At 49.6% G+C, this 26,644-nt stretch carries 21 protein-coding genes; 19 read left to right on the top strand and 2 right to left on the bottom strand.

The genetic code is table 11. The features are described from left to right. The first annotated feature begins 82 nt into the window (after positions 1–82). The 4 genes from ACIFQN_RS06525 (at position 83) to ACIFQN_RS06510 (ending at position 6,292) form a co-directional block, all read left to right on the top strand. Positions 83–1,840, top strand: a complete 1,758-nt coding sequence (locus tag ACIFQN_RS06525) for a hypothetical protein (RefSeq protein ID WP_429832236.1) — start codon at positions 83–85, stop codon at positions 1,838–1,840. Next, the gene (locus tag ACIFQN_RS06520) at positions 1,821–5,165 is read left to right on the top strand and encodes a hypothetical protein (RefSeq protein WP_429832235.1); all 3,345 of its coding nucleotides are present in this window, start codon (positions 1,821–1,823) and stop codon (positions 5,163–5,165) included. Before ACIFQN_RS06525 ends, ACIFQN_RS06520 begins: the two co-directional genes overlap by 20 nt. Before the next feature lie 28 nt (positions 5,166–5,193). After that, positions 5,194–6,072: a macro domain-containing protein gene (locus ACIFQN_RS06515; protein WP_429832234.1), complete on the top strand. Its 879-nt coding sequence runs from the start codon at positions 5,194–5,196 to the stop codon at positions 6,070–6,072. Positions 6,073–6,148: 76 nt separating this feature from the next. Then, complete coding sequence (locus tag ACIFQN_RS06510) at positions 6,149–6,292, top strand: hypothetical protein (protein ID WP_429832233.1); 144 nt, start codon at positions 6,149–6,151, stop codon at positions 6,290–6,292. 183 nt (positions 6,293–6,475) lie between these two features. Here ACIFQN_RS06510 and ACIFQN_RS06505 read toward each other — a convergent pair whose 3' ends face one another. After that, a complete protein-coding gene (locus ACIFQN_RS06505) occupies positions 6,476–7,288 on the bottom strand; it encodes a helix-turn-helix domain-containing protein (RefSeq protein ID WP_429832232.1) in 813 nt (270 codons plus the stop codon). Positions 7,289–7,451: 163 nt separating this feature from the next. Here ACIFQN_RS06505 and tynA point away from each other — a divergent pair, with 163 nt between their 5' ends. The 6 genes from tynA (at position 7,452) to ACIFQN_RS06475 (ending at position 15,800) form a co-directional block, all read left to right on the top strand. Beyond that, positions 7,452–9,758, top strand: a complete 2,307-nt coding sequence (tynA, locus tag ACIFQN_RS06500; RefSeq protein WP_429832231.1) for a primary-amine oxidase — start codon at positions 7,452–7,454, stop codon at positions 9,756–9,758. A 39-nt stretch (positions 9,759–9,797) separates the two neighbouring features. Beyond that, a complete protein-coding gene (locus tag ACIFQN_RS06495; RefSeq protein ID WP_429832230.1) occupies positions 9,798–11,270 on the top strand; it encodes an aldehyde dehydrogenase family protein in 1,473 nt (490 codons plus the stop codon). Positions 11,271–11,791: 521 nt separating this feature from the next. Next, on the top strand, positions 11,792–12,370 hold the full coding sequence (locus tag ACIFQN_RS06490; RefSeq protein WP_429832229.1) for a sigma-70 family RNA polymerase sigma factor: 579 nt from the start codon (positions 11,792–11,794) through the stop codon (positions 12,368–12,370). Beyond that, a complete protein-coding gene (locus ACIFQN_RS06485; RefSeq protein WP_429832228.1) occupies positions 12,360–13,331 on the top strand; it encodes a hypothetical protein in 972 nt (323 codons plus the stop codon). The genes ACIFQN_RS06490 and ACIFQN_RS06485 overlap by 11 nt, the downstream gene beginning before the upstream one ends. 206 nt (positions 13,332–13,537) lie before the next feature. Continuing rightward, positions 13,538–14,908, top strand: a complete 1,371-nt coding sequence (locus ACIFQN_RS06480; protein ID WP_429832227.1) for an MATE family efflux transporter — start codon at positions 13,538–13,540, stop codon at positions 14,906–14,908. 145 nt (positions 14,909–15,053) lie between these two features. Next, complete coding sequence (locus ACIFQN_RS06475) at positions 15,054–15,800, top strand: DUF4097 family beta strand repeat-containing protein (protein ID WP_429832226.1); 747 nt, start codon at positions 15,054–15,056, stop codon at positions 15,798–15,800. On the opposite strand, the gene ACIFQN_RS06470 is transcribed toward ACIFQN_RS06475, so the two are convergent. Next, positions 15,787–16,518, bottom strand: a complete 732-nt coding sequence (locus tag ACIFQN_RS06470; protein ID WP_429832225.1) for an ABC transporter transmembrane domain-containing protein — start codon at positions 16,516–16,518, stop codon at positions 15,787–15,789. The two genes, ACIFQN_RS06475 and ACIFQN_RS06470, sit on opposite strands and share 14 nt — an antisense overlap. A 901-nt stretch (positions 16,519–17,419) precedes the next feature. On the opposite strand from ACIFQN_RS06470, the gene ACIFQN_RS06465 reads away from it, so the two are divergent. The 9 genes from ACIFQN_RS06465 to ACIFQN_RS06425 all read left to right on the top strand — a co-directional run bounded on the left by ACIFQN_RS06465 (position 17,420) and on the right by ACIFQN_RS06425 (position 26,553). Beyond that, the gene (locus tag ACIFQN_RS06465; RefSeq protein WP_429832224.1) at positions 17,420–17,590 is read left to right on the top strand and encodes a hypothetical protein; all 171 of its coding nucleotides are present in this window, start codon (positions 17,420–17,422) and stop codon (positions 17,588–17,590) included. Between the two features lie 231 nt (positions 17,591–17,821). After that, positions 17,822–19,426 (top strand): ABC transporter substrate-binding protein, encoded by a 1,605-nt coding sequence (locus ACIFQN_RS06460; RefSeq protein WP_429832223.1) that lies wholly within the window; start codon positions 17,822–17,824, stop codon positions 19,424–19,426. 86 nt (positions 19,427–19,512) lie between these two features. Next, positions 19,513–20,445: an ABC transporter permease gene (locus ACIFQN_RS06455; RefSeq protein ID WP_429832222.1), complete on the top strand. Its 933-nt coding sequence runs from the start codon at positions 19,513–19,515 to the stop codon at positions 20,443–20,445. A 17-nt stretch (positions 20,446–20,462) separates the two neighbouring features. After that, positions 20,463–21,314, top strand: coding sequence for an ABC transporter permease (locus tag ACIFQN_RS06450; RefSeq protein WP_429832221.1), 852 nt, complete (start codon positions 20,463–20,465; stop codon positions 21,312–21,314). Continuing rightward, the gene (locus ACIFQN_RS06445; RefSeq protein WP_429832220.1) at positions 21,311–22,282 is read left to right on the top strand and encodes an ABC transporter ATP-binding protein; all 972 of its coding nucleotides are present in this window, start codon (positions 21,311–21,313) and stop codon (positions 22,280–22,282) included. Before ACIFQN_RS06450 ends, ACIFQN_RS06445 begins: the two co-directional genes overlap by 4 nt. Further along, positions 22,279–23,274, top strand: a complete 996-nt coding sequence (locus tag ACIFQN_RS06440) for an ABC transporter ATP-binding protein (RefSeq protein ID WP_429832219.1) — start codon at positions 22,279–22,281, stop codon at positions 23,272–23,274. Before ACIFQN_RS06445 ends, ACIFQN_RS06440 begins: the two co-directional genes overlap by 4 nt. 119 nt (positions 23,275–23,393) lie before the next feature. Then, positions 23,394–24,806 (top strand): MmgE/PrpD family protein, encoded by a 1,413-nt coding sequence (locus tag ACIFQN_RS06435; RefSeq protein WP_429832218.1) that lies wholly within the window; start codon positions 23,394–23,396, stop codon positions 24,804–24,806. After that, positions 24,776–26,053: an aconitase/3-isopropylmalate dehydratase large subunit family protein gene (locus tag ACIFQN_RS06430; RefSeq protein WP_429832217.1), complete on the top strand. Its 1,278-nt coding sequence runs from the start codon at positions 24,776–24,778 to the stop codon at positions 26,051–26,053. Before ACIFQN_RS06435 ends, ACIFQN_RS06430 begins: the two co-directional genes overlap by 31 nt. After that, a complete protein-coding gene (locus ACIFQN_RS06425) occupies positions 26,053–26,553 on the top strand; it encodes a 3-isopropylmalate dehydratase (RefSeq protein WP_429832282.1) in 501 nt (166 codons plus the stop codon). Before ACIFQN_RS06430 ends, ACIFQN_RS06425 begins: the two co-directional genes overlap by 1 nt. Positions 26,554–26,644 lie beyond the last annotated feature (91 nt).

Below are 26,644 nucleotides of genomic sequence, written 5' to 3'. Positions count from 1 at the left end.
GCTATATTTATTTTGTTTTCCGTCAATGCTATTATAGTAATAGTAAAAATATGGAATTGTCTAGCGTGGGGAGGGAACTTCGATGGCGATATCGGTCATCCCGATTGAACAGTGCTTTGGGGATGAGGGCGAAAGCGTAGTGCCTTCTTTTGACTTTCTGGAGATTATGGATCCAACATTTCGTCTACTGCGCATGCAGTGCAAAGGGGATGTATTCGCGAATCCTGAGTTGGGGGTTCGAAATGCAAGCATTTTGCATGCAGAGAAATGCAGGGAGGCTCTTAAGTTGGCGAGAGTCCATAGAGCCGATATCTTCGTCACACCCGAGTACGCAATCCCGATCCAGTTGATAGACGAAATCATTGGTACTCCGGACTTGCAACCGCATCCGAATAAGCTATGGTGCCTGTGCTCTGAAGGGGTTCCCTGGGAGACATTCGAGAATAAGTTAAATGAATGGTCGGATCATGCTTATGTCGGCAAAAAGGTTTTAGATGGAGCCTATATCAAAAACTTTGCCGGTTTCATTCTGTATATCTTTCAATCCAAACAAGCAGACAAGCTCTGCATCGTACCGCAACTAAAGCTTCAACCGATGAGAGAAGACCTGTTTGTTTGCGAGGGGGATGGACTCTCTCGAGGAGAGAACGTCATTTTCTTTGGCAATCAGAAACCGAATCAGCTTGTATCCGTCATTTGCGCGGATGCTTATCATCCAGGCATAAAAGACTCAAGCATTTTTTACCCAAGGGGCAATGAGCGGAAACTGATCATTTTGCATCCTCAGCTGAATCCCGCCCCGCGAAACGGAGAAATGGCAAGCTTGCGGAACAATCTGTTTAGTCAGGAATGGGGGGACTCCACTGTCTATATCACCGCCAATTGGGCCGCAGGCAGCACCATTTTCCCGGAAAGACGGCCAGGAGAAAAACATGCGGTTCAAAATCCGTGGTCAGGTATCTATCGCAGATTTTTCAACTATGGGGACGACCAGTGGGCAGAAAAGCTGCGCAGCATTCGAAACGAGAACGTAAAGCATGGACTGGGCTTTGCGTTTGAGAGATATCGGAAATATAAAGTGTGGTTCGCGCATAAGAATGAACATCTTCAGTTGCTTGTTGTCCGCAAGCCATATGGTGGTGGACCATCCATTGTGAAAACGTCGGGTACGGTACAAGCAGTCAAGCTGTACTTGCCTAATGAGAGAAACGATGGATGGGAAGCTTCGACCCTGCATTTTCAAACCGCCTTGCCTGACGGATTGATGCTAGAGGCCACGGATGAATTTGCCTATCCCATCCATGCAAGCATCGAAGAGCGGGACATCTTTTTTGGACTTTGCCTGGGTCATTTGGAAAAAGGGGAGCTCACCATGTCTGCGTCTGAACAAAGCTCCCGGATTAGCTATCACATCGACGATGCCTGTGAGTTAGGGAGGGCACGTCAGGCGGACAGGGTGGCGAACCTAATCAAAATTTTGAAAAATCCCACAACTCTTCCCGCCCAGCTCCGAAAACTGCAAGGAAAGTATACGTTTGCGTTAGCCAGGCGAGCTCCCTTCAACTTGCTCCCAAAATCGGGGAATGAAAAGAGTGGAGCCCTTGTGTGCTATGTGGAGAGAGAAAGTGAAATGAAAGAGACGGCGGAGCGGATTTTGCGCGAGATACCGTACGGTCATGCCTGGCTGGAAGATTTCATTTGTATCTTTTCCACAAAAGACGTAACGGGGGAAATTGCCCACTACCCTCATGTAAGCGACGAATTCACCAAGCCTGACCGGGTAGAAAATCGGCCCGAATTTTCTCATGGAGGTGTTTCTATTGAACAACCGTTTGATTAAGCTCATTCGTACTTGCGGTCTAAACTTTGTCCGGAAACACCATTTTTGGGGCGAGGTTTATGAAGCGACGCATAGATGGCAGGGGGTTACACTTGGCAAATACATTTTGATCCCGATGGCGTTGGACGACTTTCTAGGCATTACGGCCAATCATCAGGAATATGAGAAGTTTGAGGAGCAAGTGCTGGCTCCGTTTTACTTTCAATTGAAAGGGGACTGGAGCTGGAATCTGTATTTGTGCTTGATATTGGAAGAGGAGGACTTGAAGCAAGTACCGCTTGAGCGAATGGTGCGAGTGGAGCGGGGAAAACGATACGGCAAGAAGCTGATCGTAGCCTGGGCCGATCTTGCCAAGCGGCTGCCGACAGCAAAACTGCCGACTCGCATGGATGGACAAATCGCTGCCGACCCTCTCAAGGAGTGGGAACAGGCTTTGGCTCCTGCCGGTCTTGGATTTTGTCTGCAGGATTATCGTGAGGCTCTCATTGAACAGTATCTGAACGATGCGATGGAGTCGGTTCAGCAGGATCACTATATGGAAACAATGACAGATCTCCCGCAAAAGCCGACGGGCCCGATTCGAACATTGCATTTTGGGGAAGAGTACCGTTCGCATTTTTTGTCACGAGCGCCATCTTTGGAGTTTGCTCAAGTCAATTTGTTGTCGGGTCCGAATGGGATGGGAAAAACCTCTGTGCTAGAGTGCATCGAGCTGGCATTTACCGGGGCGATCCAACGGAATTTGCTTTCTGATTCGGAAGTGAGAGAAACATGGGATGGACAAATGACTTTTATGGGAGATGGTCGGGTATTCTCGGGGATGCCTTCCGAACTGGAAAAGAAAGAGCGGGAGATCGCGTACTACAGGCAGAGAGTAGCGCCTAAAGCGCGAAGTCAGATCAATCGCATGTTTCATCAGTATAATTACTTTTCTTCAGAGGCCGTCCATCAATTTTGCTTTAACCATGACAATCCAATCGATTACCGGACTGCTTTTGCCCGTGTGATTTACGGTGAACAGTTAGAGCGTGTAGAGAGAAGATGGACACAGTATAAAGAGGAAGTGCAGAAAAGAGCCAATCGAATTTCGCGCACGCTGGAAAATCTGGAAGCACAGCTTGGCGAGCAGCAAAACGAACAGACACAAGAAACCGAACTGATGAGAGCCAGAGCTGCCGCGAAACGAACCGCGATTGCGAAATGGATGAAGAACTGCAACTATGCCTACCCCATTTTGGAGGAGGACGCCACTCTGGCTGAGGTCGAAGCATGGCTGCAGCATGTGGAGCCTCGACTGACAGAGCTGGAGATCGTGAGTCGCACTCTGATCCATCCGGAATTGGGGGATATTCAGAACGGCAGCCAGGTACATTCAGCGTTGGCCGCCAACCAAGAGGAACAGGCCAGCTGTCAGAACCAAAAGAACGAACTAACCGAACTGCTGAAGACGGTTTCGTCTACGGAGGAATTAGCGGAGCAGCGGAATGCGTTGTCCATTCTCATGACGGATCACGAGAAAAAACGTGATCGGTACCTTCAACTAGCCTGGGAGCTTCAAAGCAAAGTGGAGCTGTTTGATCAAAGCAGTTCCCGTGATCGCAGGAAATGGGTCCAAAAGAGGTTGGCGGTTCTTCAAGAGGAATGGATGGAAGTGGAGGCCTTGCATCGCCTGTACGGAGATCTGACGGATGTACAGATTGAGCGTGCAGATGGCAATGAAGCCAGAAAACAGATAGACGAAGCAGAGGCCCAGTGGGAGCATGCGAAGCAGCAGTATCAAGAAGCGAGGGTGCGAACAAAGGCCCAACAGGAACGCTCTTCTTTGTTGCAAAGGCTTGCTTCGGAAATAAAGGCGGAAGGTCGGCGCTACCTGGAAGCCAATCCGGAAGAATCCCGATGCCCCATGTGCGGGCATGATCATGCGGCATCGGAAACACTGCTGCATGCCATTGAAAAAGGAATCCATGCGGACGACGAATGGCTTACCAAACTGCTGGAAGTGGAAGAGGAATTCAGAGTACGCTTGCAGGGCCATCAACAAATCTATGAAAACGCCAAAGAACGCTATCGTTTATGGACTCGATTCCAGGACTTGCATGCTTATCTGTGGGCACGTAAAGACCGCTTGGCTTTGGATGAAATCCCGGAAGCCTTTGAACTTCCTTCCTTGCAGCGCTTGCTGAAAACATGCACCGAACAACTGGAACGAAAGACAGCAGAGCGTCAACAGCTTGAGCAGGAAGCGCAAGAATTGGACCGTCGAGGTTTTGCATTAAAAACGATAGCTGAGCTGGATGCTCTTCTGGAGTCCTCGCAGCTCGCATCCGTTCGTGTAGAGCTTGGGCCTGAGGCGACGGGGCCGCAGCTGGTGCTTGGACTGGAGAAGAGAGCGGAGTGGCACCAACAGGAAATGGAGAAGGCTCGTGAAGAATCCGCAATGGTTGAAGGGTTGATTCGACAAGCAGAGAATCACCGCATCGAATTAACAAGACGGATGGAAGAGCTTGCAGAACAGGAGAAGGAGCTTTCTCGCATCGGACAGCATCTTGTGTCGGCCGAAAAAGCATATGAGCGGTTGCGCGAGCTAAACGTTCACATCAGTTGGGAGCACTCATGGCGTGATTGGCGCTCTTATCTGGAACAGTTGATTGCGGAGTGTTCGAGGTTGATGGATATTCTCAGGCCGCGCTTACTGTTGGAGCAACAAGAGGGTAGAGCATTGGAGCTGAAAGAGCAGATCAAGAGCGAAAAGGAACGGCTCAATCGCTGCCATCGCGCGCTGGACGTGCTCTCGGGACTGAAACAGCTGGCAGCATACGGAGATGAATTTGTCCGAAGCAACTTTGAGGCGATCAGTCAACTATTCGTAGCGTTGCATGCACCGAATGAATTTGAATCGCTCCAATGGAATGAAAACAACCAGATCGTTGCCAAGCGAAAGGGACACGCCTTGAGCTGCACAATCAATCAGATGAGCACGGGTCAGCGGACGACTGTGATCCTTGCCGTGTTTTTCGTGATGCATCTGGTCATGGATACAGCGCCGAAGTTGCTCATGCTTGATGAACCGGTGGCTAACATGGATGAGTTGAATGTGTTAGGATTGCTTGACTTTTTGAGGCAGATCACCATTACAAACGGAACCCAAATTTTTTTCACGACAGCGAATCCGCAGGTCGCCACCCTTTTCCGGCGGAAATTCAGTTTTTTACAGGAACACTTTCAGGCGTTTCATCTACAACGTTATCCGGAAGGGCCGGTTCGGATTAAAATTCAGTCCTTTGTTCCTGACAAGGAACGGGCGGTAAATATCCAGCAACTATAGGCTGGGGGATGGAAAGGAGAACTTTTCTTTGAGAAAACGAATAAAGGTCTTCTTTTCAACGCATGCGTGGAAGTATTCGTTTGTGATCAAACGTTTTCTGATCCACTGGATCGCGACGTTTTCTGTCGTGTGGACCTTTACCGAATTTGCTGGATTTTTCTTCGAAAGAGATGGTGCCCCGTGGAAACCGCCTGTTTGGGTAGTCCTAACCTTTGGGATTGTACTAGCAATCTGGATGAGTCGTCCGAGACTTACCCGAACAGTCAAACTGCCGGACAAGGACATCACATTGCGAATTACCGTTCATGATATCTTCAAAGTGGGTGATGGGGCTGTCATCATTCCGTCAAATTGCCTCTTTAAACACGATCATCTGGATGAGGGAGCCATACTAGCTCAGCTTCAGAGCAGGTTTTACAACAATTCGAAGGCCTTTGATTTGGCGTTGGAAAACGCACTCAAGCATGAGCCACATGAAACGGTTCCCCTACAAGGTGATCAAGTAATGAGTTACCCAGTAGGAACGGTTGCCCGTCTTGAACTTCAATCCGCGAAAGTGAAGGGCGCGTATGTAGTTGCTACGGCTGAACTAAATGAGCATGGCAGGGCCATACCGAATCGTGAGCAATTTCGGTATGCATTACAAGCCTTGTGGGAATATATCGGCAAGCGAGGCAGAAAAGAACATTTAATCATCCCGGTAATGGGGAGCGGAAGAAACCGTTTGAATGTGAACCGTTTTGAGCTCATCCACGATATTGTAAATACTTTTATGCGTGCAGTGGAAGACTGCAAATTCAGCGAGAGGCTCACCATCGTCATTCATCCTGATGCCTTTATGCGAAATCGGTATGATTTAGATGAGATGGAAGAGTATTTGCGTTATGTTAGCAAGTTTGAGGTTTAAACCAACACATTTACAATCAACAGGTGCGAGACGGCTGCACAAGCAGGATTCTTGATGGTGTGAGGAGGAGACAGGAATGAAGGTTGCAACTGGTGTAGAAATGATTACGTTAGAGGCAGAAGCTTTTGGCGGCAAAATAGCGATCCATCCGTCCCGGTCCCGCAAGCGACGCTGGATATGGACATTGCGCTTGAGTCCCTTAAAAAGCTGCAGGGCTTAGAAATTAAGACTGTGATTTGCTATCACGGGGGCATCTGTCAGGATAACGTGGAGGGGCAAATACAAAGCTTGAGCAAATCATGACAGAAGAAGTCTACGGCCATTAGATACAGATACAGGCACCCACTGCGAAAAGCGGGCAGGGTGCCTTTTTTTCATAAAAACTTTCCGCGAAACTCCGCAATTATTTGGAAATAAGTGGGGGCTGCATCAGCATGACAATTTGCATGGGGGTGAACAGGCTAAAATGCTTGAAATCTTTGATGAAATGGGCCTGATCGTAGTAGCCGTGTTCGCTTGCGAGCGTGCCGGAGGTAGTCGTACGGTTCATCATGGACGACAAAGTATTTTGAAAGCGAGTAATTCGGCTGTATTGTTTTGGCGAGAGTCCGAGCGTCTCTACGAATTTTTTTCGGATGTAGCGGGTGGAAAAACCGATGTCCTCTGCTAACTGATCGATGGTGACATTCCCTTTGGATTGGTAGATTTGCTGCAAACAGTAGGAGAGCCATCCAAACGGTTGCTCAGTCAACAACAGCTTGGGCAACAAAAAACGTTCAAAATGGGCAATTCTCTCCGAAAACGATGCTTTTTCCGCGATGTCATCAACGAGGCTGCTGACGCCGTGAACCACATCTCCCAAATGAAGCTGTCTGTCGATCAAATCTCGGAACGGAGAAGGAGAAATATGCAAGCTTTGCAAAGGGGTGAGACGAATCCCGAAATACGTGGCTCCTGCATAAAAGGGAATACTCTCTCCTTGCAGGATGGTACCACAGATCAAAGAGTGCGGTCGCTTTGGATCACAGCAGATGAGCACGTCTATACAGCCATCAGGCACGACACGAATCGCGTCAACGGTCTTGCCCGTGACGTACTGATAGTAAAGAACTGTTTGGTCCAGGTAGGAGACGAGCCTCTCTTGATAGCTGCTAGTCTCCAGCCGAAAACCGTATTGGACAGGCGGCAAATTGGCAGCAATTTCAACGCGATTCATTCATCCATAACCACCTTTACAAAGTCGTCGGGTAACAAAATAAGTACTTACCACTAGTATGAACCAAACGGGAGAAAACTGATAGTTCCGAATTTTACAATACAGGCCCCGGAACTTGCCCATAAAATGGACGTGCAAAGAGTTGAAATGGGGGGGATCTTTCATGCAGCAAAAAAAGACGAACAGAAAGATGCTACAAAAACAGATCATGATGTCTACAGCGGCGCTCGGAACTGCTCTGACATTCGCATTGTCGCCATCAGTTCCATTTGCCGAAAAGGCCAACGCGCACGGAGGAGAGGCGGAATACCTTCCTCTTAAATCGATGGTCGAGGAATTCGGCGGAACCGTCTCCTGGGATAGCAGCACGCAGACAGCGCAAATCAAGAGAGAGGGAACCATTGTCATGCTAAAGGCCAATCAGGCAGAGGCAAGGGTCAATGGAAAGACTGTCCAACTGGAGGCTCCTGTCGTCAATAAAAACGGAACACTCTACGTATCCCATCACTTCCTCAACGAAGTATTTCAGTCACAGTTGGATCAGACGGTCTCGGTCCAAAAGGAAGAGCATCCTCTCAATCCACTGACTGCCGAAGAAATCAATACCGTGGTGAACGTCATCAAAGCATCCGAATCCTATAAAAAGAGCCTGCGTTTTACGCAAATATCGTTAAAAGAACCTGATAAAGCCAAGGTATGGAGCTGGGTGTACGGGCAAAAGCAAGCATTCGAGCGGTCAGCGAATGTGGTCATGCTAGACGGAAAGAACGTCATCGAAGGCGAGGTAGATCTCGTCACGAAAAGGCTCGTCTCCTGGAAGGAAATAGAGGGGGCACACGGGATGGTCATCCTGGATGACTTCCAGACCGTGCAGACAGCCATCGAGGAAAGCCGAGAGTACGCGGATGCTCTCAAAAAGCGGGGAATCAACGATGTGAAAAAGGTGGTCGCCACGCCACTCACGGTCGGATACTTCAATGAGGCAGACGGTTTGAAGCAAGATTTGCGGTTGCTGAAGGTCGTCTCTTATCTGGATGTGGGCGACGGAAACTACTGGGCGCACCCCATCGAGAACCTTGTAGCAATCGTAGACCTGGAACAAAAGAAAGTCATCAAGATCGAGGACGCAGGAGTGATTCCGGTACCGTTGAAATCGACCCCGTATGATGGACGAAATCAGCAGGTCAAGCAGACGGTCAAACCACTTACCATCACAGAGCCGCAAGGGAAAAACTACGTGCTCGAGGGTAACACCATTCACTGGGGCAACTGGGATTTCCATCTACGTCTCGATTCCCGAGTAGGCCCTGTGCTCTCTACGATGACGTATAACGACAATGGCACCAAACGAAAAATCATGTATGAAGGATCTCTCGGCGGCATGATCGTTCCTTATGGCGATCCGGACGTGGGCTGGTATTTCAAAGCGTATCTGGATTCCGGTGACTATGGAATGGGTGTATTGACGTCCTCCCTGCAAAAAGGGACAGACGTGCCTGACAATGCTCAGTTGCTCGATGCCACCATTTCCGACAATGATGGCAACCCGTACACCATTCCAAAGGCTATAGCCATCTTTGAGCAATACGCTGGACCCGAGTTCAAGCATCAAGAAATGGGCAAAGACAACGTGAGCCGAGAACGCCGCGAGCTGGTCGTTCGCTGGATCAGCACGGTGGGCAACTACGATTATATTTTTGACTGGATCTTGTCTCCGAACGGAACGATCAAAATCGATGTCGGCGCGACAGGTATCGAAGCTGTAAAGGCAGTCAAATCGTCTACCATGCACGATGCGACTGCTAAAGAAGATACCCGCTATGGTACGCTGATCGACCATAACATTGTGGGGACGACCCACCAGCACATTTACAACTTCCGACTCGATCTGGACGTGGATGGCGAGAGCAATGTGCTGACAGAGATCAACCCACAGATTGAGAAAAATACGGCAGGCGGACCGCGCAAGAGTGCAATCGTAACCGAACAAAAAACGGTCACTACCGAGCAGGATGCCATCCAAAACTTTGATCCTTCGACCATTCGTTTGCTTAGCAATCCAAATAAAGAGAACAAGGTAGGCAATCCGGTATCCTATCAAATCATCCCGTATGCAGGTGGAACGCATCCAGTAGCAAAAGGAGCCATGTTTAGCAAGGATGAGTGGTTATATAACCGCGTGAACTTCATGGATAAACAAATCTGGGTGACGAAATACAACCGAGACGAGCGATTCCCTGAGGGGAAATATCCGAATCGTGCCAAGACGGATACGGGTTTGAAAGAGTTTACCGCCAATAATGACTCGATCGTGAACACAGACAGCGTCGTTTGGATGACGACAGGCACGACCCACGTCGCCCGTGCGGAGGAATGGCCGATCATGCCTACGGAGTGGGTGCACGCGATGCTGAAGCCATGGAATTTCTTTGATCAGACTCCAACCTTGGACTTGCCTGAGCAAAAGTAATTCCACGCTAAATCAATCAAAGAATCGGGGGAGATAAGGATGGCACAGAACTACCAATTGTTCATTGATGGAAAATGGGTACAAGCATTGTCAGGCAAGACCTTTGATTCGCTCAATCCTGCTACTGGGGAAGTAAATGGTGTGGTAGCAGAAGCTGGAGCAGAAGATGTCGATCTGGCTGTAAAGGCAGCCCGAAAAGCTTTTCAAACGGGACCATGGGCAGAGATGGCACCTGGGGATCGCGGTAGACTGTTGTATCGCGCCGCTCAAAAAATGTGGGAGAAGCTCGATTATCTCGCAGAGGTCGAATCCAGCGACAACGGTTTGCCCATCAACGAAACCAAGTACATCGCGATGCCTGCTACGATAGATGTACTCGAATTTTACGCGGGGCTGGCGAACAAAGTGCAAGGTGAAACGCTAGCCTCCCCAGGCAATCGATTCAACTATACGTTGCGTGAGCCAATCGGCGTCATTGGTGCCATCGTGCCTTGGAATTTCCCACTCATGCTGGCGATGTGGAAGCTGGCTCCAGCACTGGCGGCTGGGAACACGATCGTCATCAAACCGGCGGAGCAAACCCCGATCAGCATGCTGGAATTAGCGAAAGTCTTTCAAGAGGCAGGCATTCCCGATGGCGTTATCAACGTCGTACCAGGCTACGGCGCGGTAGCGGGGGATGCATTGGCAGCGCATCCGGACGTGGACAAGATCGCTTTCACCGGTTCGACAGCGACAGGCAGATTGATCATGCAGGCAGCGAGCAAGCATCTCAAGCCAGTATCACTGGAGCTTGGCGGCAAATCTCCGAATATCGTTTTTGCCGACGCTGAACTCGAAGACGCAGTGAACGGCGCACTCTTCGGCATCTACTTTGCCCAAGGACAAGTGTGTGCCGCTGGATCTCGTCTATTCGTGCAGGATAGCGTGTACGATCAATTCCTGGATGCATTCTGCAAAAAGGCGCAAACCATCCGGGTAGGAAATCCCCTGGACCCGATGACGCAAATGGGACCACAGGTGTCGATGACGCAACTGGAACGAATCGAGCATTATGTGGAGAAAGGCTTGGAAGAGGGAGCCAACCTCGTTCTGGGAGGCAAACGAAATCCGCAGGCAGGGACGGGGTACTACTTTTCCCCAACCATTTTTGAGAACGTCACGAATGACATGACGATCGCGCGTGAGGAAATATTCGGACCTGTCATTTCCGTCATTCGCTTCAAGGACGAGGAGGATGCAATCAGGTTGGCCAACGACACGACGTACGGATTGGCTTCCGGTGTCTGGACCAGCGACTTGAAGCGGGCACATCGCATGGCGCGTGGCTTGCAGGCTGGCAACGTTTATATTAATACGTACAGCATGCTCGACAGTACAACTCCATTTGGCGGCACCAAACAAAGCGGTTTCGGTCGTGAACTAGGGATGCAGGCGATGGATATGTATACCCATACGAAGAGTGTCTGGGTCGACTTGGGCAAGCAAGGGTTGAACTGGTACGGAGTTTAGAATTCAAAAGGCCTTTAGCTGATGACCACCCGCAGAGTGTAAACATTCGCGAAGTCGTTCTTGCGCCGGCTCGTCAACAGGCTTATATGATTCAGAATCAACCTGAGTAAGGTCACGGGGCTGCCGTCTGTATGACGGTGGCCTTGCTGCGTTTAAGCCTTTTGCATTAACCAGAGCCCTTTGATACATAAGGATTTTTCAGGCATAAAAAAGGGACTTCACCCAACTTGGAGAAGTTTTTCCAAACCCAAAACCCCAAGAACGGAGGAAGTCACCTTGCATATTCTCCAAGATTGCGTGATCGGCTTCCAATTATGGCATAGTTGTGAAAATAGATGTAAAGGGTGATCTTCGGCGCTATTGCAGCCACTCCATATCCATGAGTACAATTCGATGCTCAACGAAAAGAACACTTGATAGAGGTTTTTTACATAGCAGAAAACCGAATGTTGCAAGAAAAGTGAACCTAAGAGAGCGGTGGGAGCCAATATATCATGTAAGACCTGAATGGAGGCCGGCCAATGAAAGAGATAGACGTAAAACCTTGGCTCATCCGGATGCGCCAAGGGGAGGAAGAAGCATTTCAAGAAGTCTATCGAGTGACTCGAATTTATGTCTACAACTTGATTTACTTTTTGGCGCCACACAAACAAGATGTAGACGACATCATGAGTGAAGTGTATGTGGAGTTGATTCGAAGCTTCGACAAGTACGATGCTGAGCAATCCTTTACTGCTTGGTTTAACGGCTTGATTGTTCGGCAGGTTCGCAATTGGAACCGAAGCATTTGGCGCAGATTTCGCCTGCTGGAGAGAGTGAAGGAAAAAGGGTACGAAGCTCCTGTCGCTGGATTGGAAGATAAACTGGAGGCCATTAGCGATCAGTTGGAGGTCATGCCTGTCGTGGAGCAATTGTCTCAAAAACTGAAGGAAATTGTCGTGCTGCGTTACTATCAAAACTGTTCCCTGGAGGAGATTGCTGCGATGTTGCAGATCCCGCTCGGAACTGTAAAATCGAGACACCACTTGGCTATGAAAAAGCTAAGAGAGCATTTTGAAGAGCGTACGAATAGAAGGGAGGCTTCTTTTCATGTTCATTGAGAAAAAGCTGAAAAAAGAGTATGAATGGGCGGCAGGGGAGCTCAAAAGCGATCCGGCGTTGGATAACAGAATCAAATTTGCTATCAGGCAAGAGCTTGCGGGCGGAAAGCAGCAGAAAAAAGGGCTGCGCCCGAAACTGACCCATGTGGCTGCAGTGTTCGTCCTGCTTACTGGCTTTGGTTTTTCAACTCAAACCTTGCTGTACAAGGTAGACGAGGGCGCTGTGCATATGGAGGTGCAAGCTCATAAAGAGTTTGCATTAACGCGGATCACCCCTGAAGAAATCCGCCGTGAGCTGACAAACGCAGAGAACACGCTGGCAACAGGGGAGACGGCCGTCGTTTATTTTGCTGAACTAGCAAAAGAAAAGCATCCGATCTTTCAGCAAAATCCAGTCATCGGGGTAGAAAAGCCTGAAGTCGTACTGGATTGGAAACAATGGAATGCTGTCCATGAAAAAGCTGCTCCCTTGCCATCAATGCCGAAGCAGCTATCTGACCACTTTGCATTCCGTGAAGGAAAGCTGGGTACGCCTTTTGGAGTAATGGTCGGGCAGGAAGGATATGAGTGGTTGCAGGAGCTGCAAGCAAAAAGCAGGGAGACAGGGAAGAGTGTCGTATGGAAAGTGGTTCCGAAAACAGAGTCTCCCATCGATGCATATACGACCCTCTATCAAAACGAGCAAAACGAACGGATCTATGTCACGGTAGAGGTGCTTCCAAAAGACCAGGTGAATGTACAAGTGAGTACGCCTGAAACGACAACGTATGTACCGGTAGAGGTCAATGGGAAAAAAGCGCATTACACGAAAAATGACCAATTCTTGTTTAGCGAATCCCATCAGTACCAAGAGCTGTCCTGGGTAGGCAAAGCTGGAGAGCAGACGATCATGTATCGTGTGGCGTCCGATTCGCCAACTGTTACCAAGGCGATGCTGCAGCAAGCGGCGAGCCAGTTTTAAACAAGCCACTTCTAATCAAGTAACACCGGGTGATTTGCCCGGTGTTTGTTTCTTTTCCATTGTTTCTCCTCCGATTCGCCTTTTTTCGCAAATGCTTCATGAATATCATGTAAAGAAAAGGCCAAGTCTCTACAAACCTGAGGAGCTACGGTGTAAAATGATGACGCTAATGTAAATCAGGGCATCCCGCCAAGAAAGGTGACACCATGGAAGCAACACTCGCAAAGCAACAACAGGGACAGCAGGAAGCCAAACAATTCAATTTGTTTGCTTTGACGTGGCCCATTTTTTTAGAGCTATTTCTTTTTACGCTCATTGGCATTACCGATACCTTCATGCTAAGCGGTGTTTCTGATCAGGCTGTTTCCGCGGTTGGCGCAGCTAATCAGTTCATTTTCATCGCGATTCTCGTTCTGGAAGTAGTGGGGAACGGAGCGTCGATTGTAGTCGCTCAATATATCGGCTCCCAAAAAATGCAAGACGCGGCAAAGGTCGGTGCGATTGCTGTTACCCTGAACCTCATCATCGGAATCGTGATGAGTGCAGGATTTGTCTTGTATGGGAATGCACTGCTGCAGAGTGTGAATTTGCAAGGCGAAATTTTGATGATGGCTCAGTCGTATACAGCGATCGTAGGCGGAGGGCTTTTTCTCCAAGCAATCATCAATACACTGGCAAGCATCATTCGTACGTACGGCTTTACGCGAGAGAGCATGTTTATCTCGCTGGGAATGAACATCATTCACGTCATCGGGAATTACTTGCTCATCTTCGGCCATTTTGGGTTCCCGGCTTTGGGTGTCGAAGGGGCAGCGATCTCTACGGTAGTGAGCAGAGGACTGGGCTTGCTCATTTTCTTCTGGGCGTTTTATCGTCTGATTGAGGTCAAGGTAGAGCTCAAAGATTACGTAACGCTCACGAAATCGTATGTCAGTAAAATTTGCAGAGTGGGAATTCCCTCGGCATTTGAACAAATTACGTATCACGCCTGTCAGTCAGTTTTTTTGTACTATGTGACCTTCCTGGGTGCAGCGGCACTAGCTTCAAGACAGTACGTCCTCAATATCTCTATGTTTATTTACTTGTTCAGCGTCGCAATTGGCATGGGGACCGCGATCATCACCGGGCGCCTTGTCGGGGCCGGCAGACGAGATGAGGCATACGGACGCGTATGGAAAAGCTTGCGTTGGGGCCTCGTCTATACCGTTGTCATCAATACACTGATCATTATTTTTCGTGAGCCGATCATGGGACTGTTTACAAAAGACCCAGATATACTTCGCATCAGTACACAAATTATCCTGCTGAGCATTTTGCTCGAGACAGGAAGGGTGTTTAACATCGTCCTGATCAATTCGCTCCGGGCAGCAGGTGATGCACAGTTTCCCGTCTATATGGGATTGATTTCGATGGTTGGAATTAGCCTTCCACTCGGGTACGTCCTCGCTTTTCACGCGAATCTGGGGTTGGCCGGCGTCTGGCTGGCAGTGGCTGCAGATGAGTGGATACGTGGTATCGTCATGTTTTTCCGCTGGAGAAGCAAAGCGTGGGAGCGAAAAACGCTCATCGATCCGTAAGCAGCGATTGCTCCAAAAGTCTGTAACAATCTGCCCCCTCCGTCCACAGACGGACTGGAAAACAAATCCAGGGTCTGATGGCTCACCCGATCATGCATGCTACACTAGAACCAATCAACATCAATGAGGGGCAAGGGAGAAAAAGATGAAACGTTGGATAGGAGTAGGATTACTGCTAGCGGCAATGGGCCTTGCTGGCTGCAGCAGCATGGAGATGGTTGAGGAAAAGAGACATTTGGAATTACCTTTGGAATCCATTGAAGCACTAGATATTCAGACAGAATCAGGCGATTTGGTTGTAAAAGGCGACGATCAAGCTACCGCAATAAAGGTCGAAGCGACGATAAAAAAATCACAAAATATCGCGGCAGAGGACATTATCGTTACGCTCGAAAAAGAAGGAAATACTGCAAATCTGGTTTCAAAAACGAGTGGCGGATTCGGGATTCGCTACACGGATATTGATCTGACGGTTACGATTCCCTCCAATTTAAAGGTTTCGATAGCCGACGGTTCAGGAGACATTGACATTTCTCATCTTGCAGGGTCGCTCACTATCGAGGATGATTCAGGTGATATTTCGATAACGGATGTCACGGGTGAAGTGGAGATCGATGACCAGTCAGGTGACATCAAGATAAATAATGCGACTGCACTCAAACTGATCCATGATGAATCTGGTAACATCTCCCTCGAGGATACAGGCGGGGATGTGGAAATCCAGGATGAGTCTGGGGATTTGAGAATAACCAAGCACAACGGAAGCCTGACCATTTCGGATGGGAGCGGAAATATTGACATCGATAAGGTCAGTGGAGATGTAACGATTTTGGAAGATGGCTCCGGTGATCGGAAAGTGAAAAATGTAAGAGGGTCGTTCACTGAGAAATAGTACATGAAAAAACCGTTACCTGTTGGGTAGCGGTTTTTTCATGCGCTACGGTTGATTTCCCGGCACCTGAGGACCCGACCAGAGCAGTCACAGTGCCTGGGGCCATCCGCAGATCAAAATTACCCAGGACCGGGATTCCAGCTTGATAACCAAAGGTAACGTGCTCAAACTCCACCTGTCCACGTAGCGGAGGCAGCGCGAAGGCATTTTCCTTTTCCGTAATGCTGGGCTTGGTGTTCAAAATTTCAGAGATGCGATCATACGCTGCTGCTGACTGTTGGATCAAGTTGATCATGCGGCTTAGCTGGCGTACTGGCGTTTGGAGCAGACGCAGATAGGCGAGATAAGCAACGATGGCACTGATGCGGGTAGCAGCCAGGCTGGCCTGTACGGATCGAAAAGAAGAGCGCATTCGTTTGCCAACTTTTCTGGTAAACAAAAACAGAAGCGAGAATGTGCACAGCATCAATAGCGGATTCACATACAGCATGTAAAATGCAATCGCCAAAAACGTAAACAACTCCGTGATCATTTGCAGCATCCCAGAGGAGACGAGCTGCTGGAGGATGCTGACATCGCCCGTGATGCGGGACATCAAGTCACCTGTCCGATTTTTATCGAAAAAGCCCATGTCCTGCTTTTGGATGTGCTGGTACAATTCATTGCGCAGCCGATTGATCGTATGTTGACCGACGTAGGAGAGCAAGTAACTGCTCAATACTTTATTATCTTCGAACAAATGTTTTTGATTGAATGGGTAGAGGTGTAACAGGGTCAGTGTACATCCCGAAAGTCAAACAGTTTGTTTTTAATAACTTACCTAAGCAACACCCAAAAAAGGAAATTAATCCAATTTTTTGGATTTTAGGAGATCCTACCGGAAATGTTCAGAGGAAACATCGCTTCGGTATGCGTGTAAACTCCTTTCTGTCGTTGTCACATAGGACATTCGACAATCCGGAGACTACACCTATCAGGGATGAATGGATTCGCCTTGAGGTGGATGTAGAGGGAGGCTAATCTTATTCGGAATGAGTGACTAATAATTTTCGGAATCGACTTTTTGAAATACGCGAAATTCGCTGAAAATTTGGGAAAGGGTGTTGATAATAAATGAAACAAATGTTATTATCTGAACAAGCAAAAGAAATAAAGTTTCATATCTTTGATTCAATGTGATCCTCTAACCTAGCGTCAGCATGGTAAACAAGTAAATCAAATCACAGAAAAGACACTGTTTGTCGGAATTGAAGTAGGCAGTGAAACACATTGCGCCAGGGCTATTAATTACAGAGGCGTAGAGTATGGGAAGCTGCTGATATTCAATAACGATGCAGAAGGGTTTGCAATGCTGGAAGAATGGGCAGGGAAGCTAGCCGGATACAATGGCTTCAAAGATATATAGAACTATCCCTGTCGGAAGGGGGGTACAAGGAATTACGAACAGCCATGGAAAGCCGATGGCGAATCATGAAGGCGCTTTCGGCAAACAAAAACAGGATCAGCCGCTGGATTAGTACCAAGGTATTTAGGGACTGGATTGGAAAAACGAAAGGCTTGATATCTGCGGAGAATGAACTGCAAATGCTTCTTGAGGATTATAGGATTATGAAAGCAAAATGCGTCAGTATGAAAAAACGATGGCATGGATAGAAAGCCTGGCAAAAGAGATACCGGGGTTCGAGAAGATGCTTGAAATCAAAGGAGTAGGCTTGATTTCGACGGCAGGGTTTATCGGAGAAATAGATGATGTAATCGATTCTCACACCCGAAACAGATTCAAAAGTTAAGTTAGCGGGATTAAGCCTAAAAGAGAACAGCTCTGGAAAGCACAAGGGTGAAACGACCATATGTAAACATAGAAGGAAACATAATGACGCAGTTTGTTTGGTATACGCAGCATCAGCAATAATTGTGCAGTAATTCATTATCTGCCCAGAAGGCTTGTTACAAGAAGAGTGAAAATTTGGAATTAAGTGAGGGAATGAAAGAAAAACCAAGATTTATTAGGGGGGAAGAAAATGAAACAAATGTCGTTCATAAAAAAAATCTTCTGTCTGCTGACGGCTCTTACTATGGTGATAGGCTTGTTCGGTTGCAGTACACAAAATACAGCTCCATCGGTCGGGGAAAGTACGAAGAAAGAAGCCGGAAAGTCCATTGTTGTTGGTGTTGCAAACCTAGGCGCGGAGCGTTTGGATTATTCCATTCCTTCGGGCTATACCAACGAGAATATTAGCAGGCTGCTGTACACGGATTACGCTGTAAGGGATGCCAATGGCAAATACGATCCTGAGCTGGGCACTGCAAAATCCTGGAGTAGCAACAAGGATTCCACAGAGTGGACACTGGTTCTCGATAATGGCGTCCTTTGGCACGATGGAACCGAAATGACCTCAGACGATGTGATCTTCGGGGTGGAACGCATGAGTAACCCCGAAATTAATAAAGAGGTTTCTGTTTCTGAATTCTACGATGCCTTGAAATCCTACACTGCCGTTGATAAGTATACGGTAAAGTTCGTATTTTCTCGTCCATTTCCCCTGTTTCTTTACTATATGCACTCTGTCCCCGCTATGCCGAAGGCACATATAGAAAAGGTGGGCAACGAAACATTTACTAAGGCTCCCATCGGAAATGGACCATTCAAGTTTGTCTCCCAAAAGCTGGGGACAAACGTCGAGTTTGAAGCTTTCAAGGATTATTTTCTGGGCGCGCCTTCTGTTGACAAACTTACTTTGCGCATCATCCCGGAATCCTCTACAATGATCGCTGCTCTCAAAGCGGGTGAGATTGACGTGGCAGCCTCAGTTCCAAACTCGTCCGTTGCTGAGCTGCAGGCAAACGCAAACATCAAGGTGCGCAGCATCAACACAGGGGCACAGGGTGTGTTTGTGTTCGGTGAACGGCTCGACCCCAATTCTCCTTTTTCAGATGTGCGCGTAAGAAAGGCGATAGACCTTGCAATTGACCGGGAAGGGATTTCCCAAGCGCTTTATAGTGGCCAGGCAACACCCGCGCTGCCTTTCCCTGATAGTGCGGATGCGTTTGGTATGCCCAAGGACGTAAAGCCCACAGCATATGATCCAGAGAAGGCAAAAACGCTGCTGGAAGAAGCTGGTTTTCCGAATGGATTTCAGACACCGATACGTATCCATGCTTACCAATCTGGTTCCACTCCCGGTCTGATTGAATCCGCACAAGCCGTTGCTACCAATCTGGAATCCATCGGCATCAAGACGGAGGTTGTTCTCCACGAAGCAGGCCAGTACATCCCCGAGTATATCAAGGGATCTGTGGATGGACTTGCGATGTTGGGTGTATCGCCTAACGCTTATGATATTGGCACCTCTAATTTTCTCTGGGCTGCCAATGGAGATGGCCTCTCCTGGATGACGGACGCGGATACGTCCGAATTGTGGGACAAACAGGTGTCGGAGGGGAACCCGGAACTCAGAAGAGCAGATATCGAAAAAGCAGTGCAGATCATGATCGACAAAGTGAGCTTTGTCAACCTGGTCCAGATTCCTACGTTCTATGCCTATGGTCTAAGCGTCGCCGATTACACGAAAAATAACACGCAAACGGTATTCACCGACGGTATTTTCTACCTGAAACTGAATTGACCGTATGTGGCCCGCTTAAGGGCGAGGCGGGAGGAAATTGAAGGTTTGGTAAGATTCAAAAATTACTAAAATTCGGAAGGTACAATATGACTAGGTTTATTATCAAACGCGTCGGTCAAGCGCTTATTACCATGTTCCTTGTATGCTTCATTGTCTTTTCCATGGGACGTATTTCTGGCGATCCCACTGTATTCATGCTGGGGGCAAACGCCTCCGACGTCGACCGCGCCGCGCTGCGGTCGCAACTCGGTCTGGATCAGCCGTTGCCCATCCAATTCTTCAGCTATATCGGAGGTATCCTGAAGGGGGATTTTGGGACGTCATTGTATTGGAAAATGTCTACTCTTGAAATCTTTGGGCAATTTTTTCCAATGACGCTGCAACTTGCGCTCGCTGCAATCATGTTTGCCGCAGTCGTAGGTATCGGATTCGGTCTTCTGTCTGCGCTGAAGCCTTTGGGGACGGTTGACAGGATGACGATGGGGCTTTCCATGATGGGGCAATCCATGCCAACATTTTGGCTTGGAATCCTGCTGATCCAGATCTTCAGCCTGGCCATGGGTTGGCTACCGACGTCGGGATATGGTTCGTTTGCGCACATCATACTTCCGACCATTGCATTAGGCTGGTTCTCCACCTCGTCGATTATGCGCATTACCCGGTCGTCCATGATCGAAGTGCTTTCCGCAGAATCCATCAAGCTATGTCGAACGAAGGGACTGTCGGAGTTTCAGGTGATCTGCAAACATGCGCTGAAAAATGCAATGCCCCCTATCCTTGCGATCATTGGTGTTCAATTTGGCTATCTTCTAAGCGGCTCGGTGGTCACGGAAAAAATCTTTGCATGGCCCGGCATCGGCTCGCTCGCTGTCCAATCGATCGCCAACAGGGACTTCCCGTTATTGCAAACCATTGTGCTGCTTGGATCCGGCTTTGTCTTACTGATTAGTTTGATAACGGACATTCTCTATGCCACGATCGATTCCCGGATTAGCTATGCGGAGGGAAAAGATAAATGAAGGGGGACGGGAAGGGCTTGTTTAGAAACAAATACATCACTTTTATGAGTGGCATTTGGTTTCCAGTGATCATGTTAAGTTTGGTTTTATTCGCCAGTATTTTTGGCGACTCCATTGCCAAATATTCACCAACCGAAGGCAGCCTGCGCACTACGCTGATACCGCCCGCTTTTGTTGCGGGCGGCAGCATGGAGCATTTACTTGGTACTGATAATCTGGGCAGGGACGTATTCAGCCGGTTGTTGGCAGGCACACGTACAACCGTACTGGTGGGTGTGTTTGTGGTGTTGGTGGCCGGAACAATCGGCACCGTGATAGGGGTATTGGCTGGTTACTGTGGGCGCGCGGTCGACACCGCGCTCATGCGCCTGACGGACGCCGTTCTGTCTATCCCTTATATGCTCATCGCCCTATCTCTGAGCGTTGTGCTCGGACCAGGTGCGGAAACGGTGGTGTTTGTACTTGGTATTACGTCATGGGCCAACTACGCTAAGGTGGTCCGGGTGGAAACCATGCGGCTGAAAAATCAGGATTTTGTAACGTTGGCGAAGCTGTCGGGCGCAGGAACGGTCCGGGTGCTTGCGCGCCACATTCTTCCCAATTTGGTCAACACCATCATCGTTATGGCGACCCTACAGCTTGGAATGGCGATAATCCTCTCCGCATCCCTGAGCTTTCTAGGTCTCGGGGCCGCTCCGCCCAGCTCCGAATGGGGGCTGATGATGTCGGAAGGGCGCGACTATATAGCAACTGCGTGGTGGCTGACCACTGTGCCCGGTATTGCGATATTCTTGACCGTGCTGAGCGTGAATGCACTTGGAAATACATTAAGAATCAAAATGGATCCGAAAAGGATGGTGTCAAGATGAACAACGAACCGCTGATTGAAATCGAGCATCTCACCGTAGAGGCTGATTTGGGAAGGCGCAAGGCGATCCTGATCGAAGACCTGTCCTTTTCTATCAACAGTGGTGAAATCGTGGGAATTGTAGGAGAGTCGGGTTCAGGCAAAAGCATGACTGCCATGGCAATTATGGGCCTGCTTCCTCCGAATGTGCGGGTGACAAAGGGCCGAATCCTTTATAGAGGACAAGATCTGCTCAAGATGTCCAAGCGCGAGCTGCGCAAGCTCCGCGGCTCCGAGATCGGATTGATCCTGCAAGACCCCTTAACCTCTCTAGACCCGCTGTTCCGTGTGGATTCGCAAATCAGAGAGGTGCTTCGCGAACACCGCGACGATGTAAAAGACGAACGGGAAGAGGTCGTGAATCTGCTTCGCAGCGTATCCATACCAGATCCTGAACGGAGGAGCCGCCAATATCCACATGAACTCAGCGGAGGAATGAGGCAGCGTGTGGTGGGGGCAATTGGTATGGCGGGAAATCCAAGGCTGCTGATCGCAGACGAACCCACTACCGCCCTGGATGTGACGGTACAGGCAGGTTTTCTGCAGCTTTTGGAAGATCTCAAAGAGGAAAAAGGGCTGACGGTCATGATTATCAGCCATGATTATGGCGTGATTAACCGCGTTGCGGACAAGGTGATCGTCATGTATGCCGGTGCGGCCGTGGAACAGGGAAGTGTACGCGAAGTCTGGAAGCAACCTCAACACCCTTATACCAAAGGTTTGATGGATTCCCTGCCCCGACTGGGCATGCGTCTGGATCGACTGTACTCCATTCCCGGTGCGCCACCCATTCCGGGCGAAAAGATCGATGGTTGTCATTTCGCACCTCGGTGTGATAAGGCGTTGGATCGCTGCCATAGAGAAAGGCCCGACACAATTGACGGGAAGACCACGTTTGTTAGATGTTTTTTAAGCGGAGGTGCGCAGTGAGCGGCAAAGAAAGAGCGGTTGCATATGAACTGACCAATGTGTGCAAGGAATTCCACGTCAAGGGCGGAAAAAACAAAACAGTTAAAGCGCTGAAAAATGTGACGTTGACCGTTTACCGGGGCGAGTCCTTCGGCATTGTCGGGGAGTCGGGCTGTGGAAAAAGCACACTCGTGAAAACCATGCTTGGGTTATACCATCCAACTTCAGGGCAGGTGTGCTACGACGGAAAGGATATCAACTGCGGCGATAAGTCTGTGAAAAAGCAACTGCATAGCGAAGTACAGGTTGTATTTCAGGACCCGTTTGCATCGCTCAGCCCCAGAATGAGGGTTTGGGAGATCATTGCGGAGCCATTGATCGTGAAGGGCGGAATGAAAAAGAAGGAGCTGCTTTCCCGCGTGGAGGAGCTGCTTCAGCTGACGGGGTTGCCGGCCTCGGCCGCTATGAAATATCCCCACCAGTTCAGCGGCGGACAGCGGCAGAGGATCGCCATTGCACGTGCGTTATCCGTCATGCCGAAATGCATCATTCTGGATGAACCGGTTTCCGCGCTGGATGCCTCGGTTCGGGCACAGGTGCTGAATCTGCTGAAGGACCTGCAGGCCCAGTTCGACTTGACCTATATCATCATCGCGCATGACCTGGAAGTGATGGAGCATGTATGCGACCGCATCGGAGTCATGTACCTGGGGCAGCTGATGGAATTAGCCTCGTGCGACCGCCTCTTTTCCGAACCGTTGCACCCTTACACGCAAAAGCTGTTTGATTCGATACTTACTATCGATCCCGAAGCGCCGAAAAAGAGGGTGGAGATCGGAGACATCCCAAGCCCCATCGACACGCCCAAAGGCTGTCCATTTTCTACCCGATGCGCCGCTCGTTCGGAAGCATGCTCTGCTGAGCCCATTCTCTCGGAGGTAAGACATGACCATTATGCTGCCTGCGTGCAGCTGGAGAAATATAACAGAAGTAATATAACAGAAGTAATATAACTGAAGGAGTAAAAAATGAAGCTAAATGATAGACCTTCCCCGTATTGAAGCTCGAACGTGGCAAGGTAGCACACAGCGTGATCGTCTGCGGTGATAGAAAAATGGCATGGACCGTGTAAATGACGTTGCGCTGGAAGCGATCATCGAGGCTGGTAAAACGGGAGGTATTTATGAATAAATTCATTCACGAAATTGTTACTTATACAGAAGCGTTCCGGAGTCAAGAAATGAATGACGCAACTCTGGTCCGTGCGAAGCAGCTCGTCCTGGATACACTGGGGGTTTCCGTTTCCGGATGGAAAGAGCCGTCTATCGCTAACATCTATGCGGCGATGGACGTCGGGAAGGACAAGGTCAAGGAGGCCACGGTATTCGGTATCGGCGGCAAAGCGTCCCTGGAGCACGCGATCATCTGCAACGGAGCGCTGACAAGGGTCCAGGATTATATGGACGTCTATTATGACATGGATGCAAGTCATCCCAGTGAGTTTATCCCGTTTGTATTGGCTTGCTGCGAAGCGTGGGGCTTGTCCGGAAGACAGGCCTTGCAAGGAATCGTCCTAGCCTATGACCTGCAGGGCTGGTTTACTGAGAACACGCTGTCTAACCGCAACGGCTGGCACTATGCGACGATTGCGAACGTTGTGGCATCGGCGGTCCTGGGGTTGCTGCTGGATATGAAGGCTGAGTACATTGCAAACACAATTGCCATCAGCTCCTCGACCAATCTGACCACGTTGGGCACTGGTCCGCAGACGGACATGAAAACACTCACATTTTCTCTAACAGTGAAGAACGTCCTGCTTGCCGCACGGCTGGCGATGAATGGATGTACTGGGCCTCAGGATGCCGTGGAAAATGTGTTAGCCGCCACAGGGAATTCCGACTGGAAAAAGGCGGATCTGCGTCCACAGAAACCTCGGATCCTCAACACAACCATCAAGGCGTATCCAGTGGAGTTCATGGCTCATAGCGCGCTAGAAGCGCTGGAAAACATTCTGCAGCGTGAATCTGTAGACCATGAGGAGATCGCCCACATCCAGATATTGGTCCATCAATGGGCTACATGGATCGCGCGGGAAGTATCTTACGACCCGCGGAACAGGGAGGAAGCGGACCACAGCCTGCCTTATTGTATTGCGGCGCGGCTTGTGGCGGGCAAACTGGATCAATCACAATTCCAGGACAGGTACTGGGAAAACGACAGTATTCGAAGACTTATGAGCAATATTGTTGTGCAAGCGGATGACGAATTGGAGGCGCTGTATCCTGCTGCAAGGCCGGCAGTGGTGGAGATTACGCTAAAGGACGGCCGCGTACTTTCGGGACGGGTGGATCATCCGCTCGGGGATCGCAGCAATCCAATGAGCAACCAGCAGATCCAAGAGAAATTTTTAACGTGTGTTTCGGAATATATGGACAAGGAACAGGCAGAGCGTATCATACGCTGCGTGGGTACTTTGGAGCATAGATTCGTATCTGAACTGATGGAGTTGATGGCATGGACGGAAAAGCAATCCCTCGCGCAATGACAATGGCTGAAAAGGTGCTGGCTGCCGCCGCTGGATTGGGTGAGGTACGGCCAGGGCAATTTGTTACGGCAAAGGTGGACCGGCTGATGATCACCGAGTGTTTTCCGCTTGTCTACCGGCATCTAGATCAATTGGACATCCGGAAACTGGCGGATCCGGACTCGGTTACAGTAGCCTTTGATCATGAAGCACCTCCCTCCACAATACAGGCCGCGACGATGCAAGCACAGTCCCGTGAACTTGTAGAACAGCTTGGAATTGACAGCTTTTTTGACATCAACTCCGGCATCGGCCATGAGCTTGTCGTGTCGCACGGGCTGTGCCGTCCGGGGCATCTGTCTTTGGCAACGGATTCCCACGCATGTATGTACGGTGCGGTGGGCAGCGCGGGGTGCGGCATCGGCTTTACCGAAGGAGCATGGGTACTCGCAACGGGACACCTTTGGTTTCGAGTGCCCCATTCGATAAATGTCATACTACACGGCAGTTTGTCGCCTTTTGTAACATCCAAGGACATCGCGCTATTTCTTGCAGCACAATACGGAACAGACTTCGCCAACTACCAAACCATAGAATTTAGCGGCGAACTAGCCCACTCGCTCACCATCTCTCAGAGAATGACTCTTTGCAATATGGGAGTAGAGCTCGGAGCCAAATTCGCTTTGTTTGCGGTAGATGAAACAACACAGGCGTATTATTCGGCGCGCGGGCTCCCATGCGAGCCGTTTGGACCGGATAAAAACGCAACATACGCGCGGGAGATCACCGTGGATGCAAGCAAGCTGGAGCCTCAGGTTGCACTGCCAGGGGACGTGGGCAATGGCGTAAACGTCACAGAAGCCGCCGGAGTCCGCATCAATCAGGTGTTTATCGGATCGTGCGTCAATGGCAAATTGGATGATCTGAGGACGGCGGCACAGCTGCTCAAAGGCAAGAGGGTGGCTAAAGGCACGCGCCTTTTGATCTCCCCGGCTTCCGCCGAAATTTATCAGCAGTTACTGCACGAAGGGGCGCTGGCGGTCTTTGCTGAAGCAGGCGCTGTGGTTTCACCACCCGGTTGTGGTCCATGCCTGGGGGGCCACCTTGGTCTGCTTGCGCCTGGCGAAAACTGCCTGTCCACTGGAAACCGCAACTTCAAGGGCAGGATGGGCAGCCCCCAAGCAAATATCTATCTGGCTTCTCCCGCGGTTGCGGCAGCTGCCGCTGTCTCGGGAAGGATTGCCGATCCAAGGGAGGTTTTTGCGTGATGGAAGGGGAACGAAGCAAGGTATGGCTGTTTGGCAACAATGTCAACACGGATCTGATGTCACCGTCCTACACATGGAACATGGAGTGGGAGGAAGCAAAAAGGCATATCCTGATAAACCATGAGGGCTTTGCATCAGGCGTGAAGCCTGGCGACATCATTGTGGCGGGAGGCAACTTCGGCTGCGGCTCCAGCAGGGAGGCGGCGCCTGCAAATCTGCTGAAGCTGGGCGTAAAAGCAGTGATTGCCAAATCCTTTGCCAGGATATTTTTCCGCAACAGTATAGCGCTAGGGCTGCCGGTCATGATTTCTGATGAGGCTGCGGATGTGCTCCAGGACGGCGACCATGTAGAGTTGCAGGTCGCCGAGGGTACAGTGACCCGCGAAGCCCCGTATCTACAGCTGCAAACGGAACCGTATTCCGAGGAACTACTAGAGCTCATCAACGGTGGAGGGCTGATTGCACGCCTGAAGATTATGAAAGAAAAAGGACTGGTATAAACAGGCAAGCTGCAAAACAATGCAAGCGTTCTTCTGGCGAGCGACCGAAGCTTTGCATTCTCCCTGATGCAGGCCACTTTGCTGCCTGTAT

The sequence above is a fragment of the Brevibacillus sp. NRS-1366 genome, from assembly GCF_050467985.1.
The sequence above is the reverse complement of the archived record's forward strand: the minus strand, read 5'-3'. Positions and strand labels throughout refer to the sequence as shown.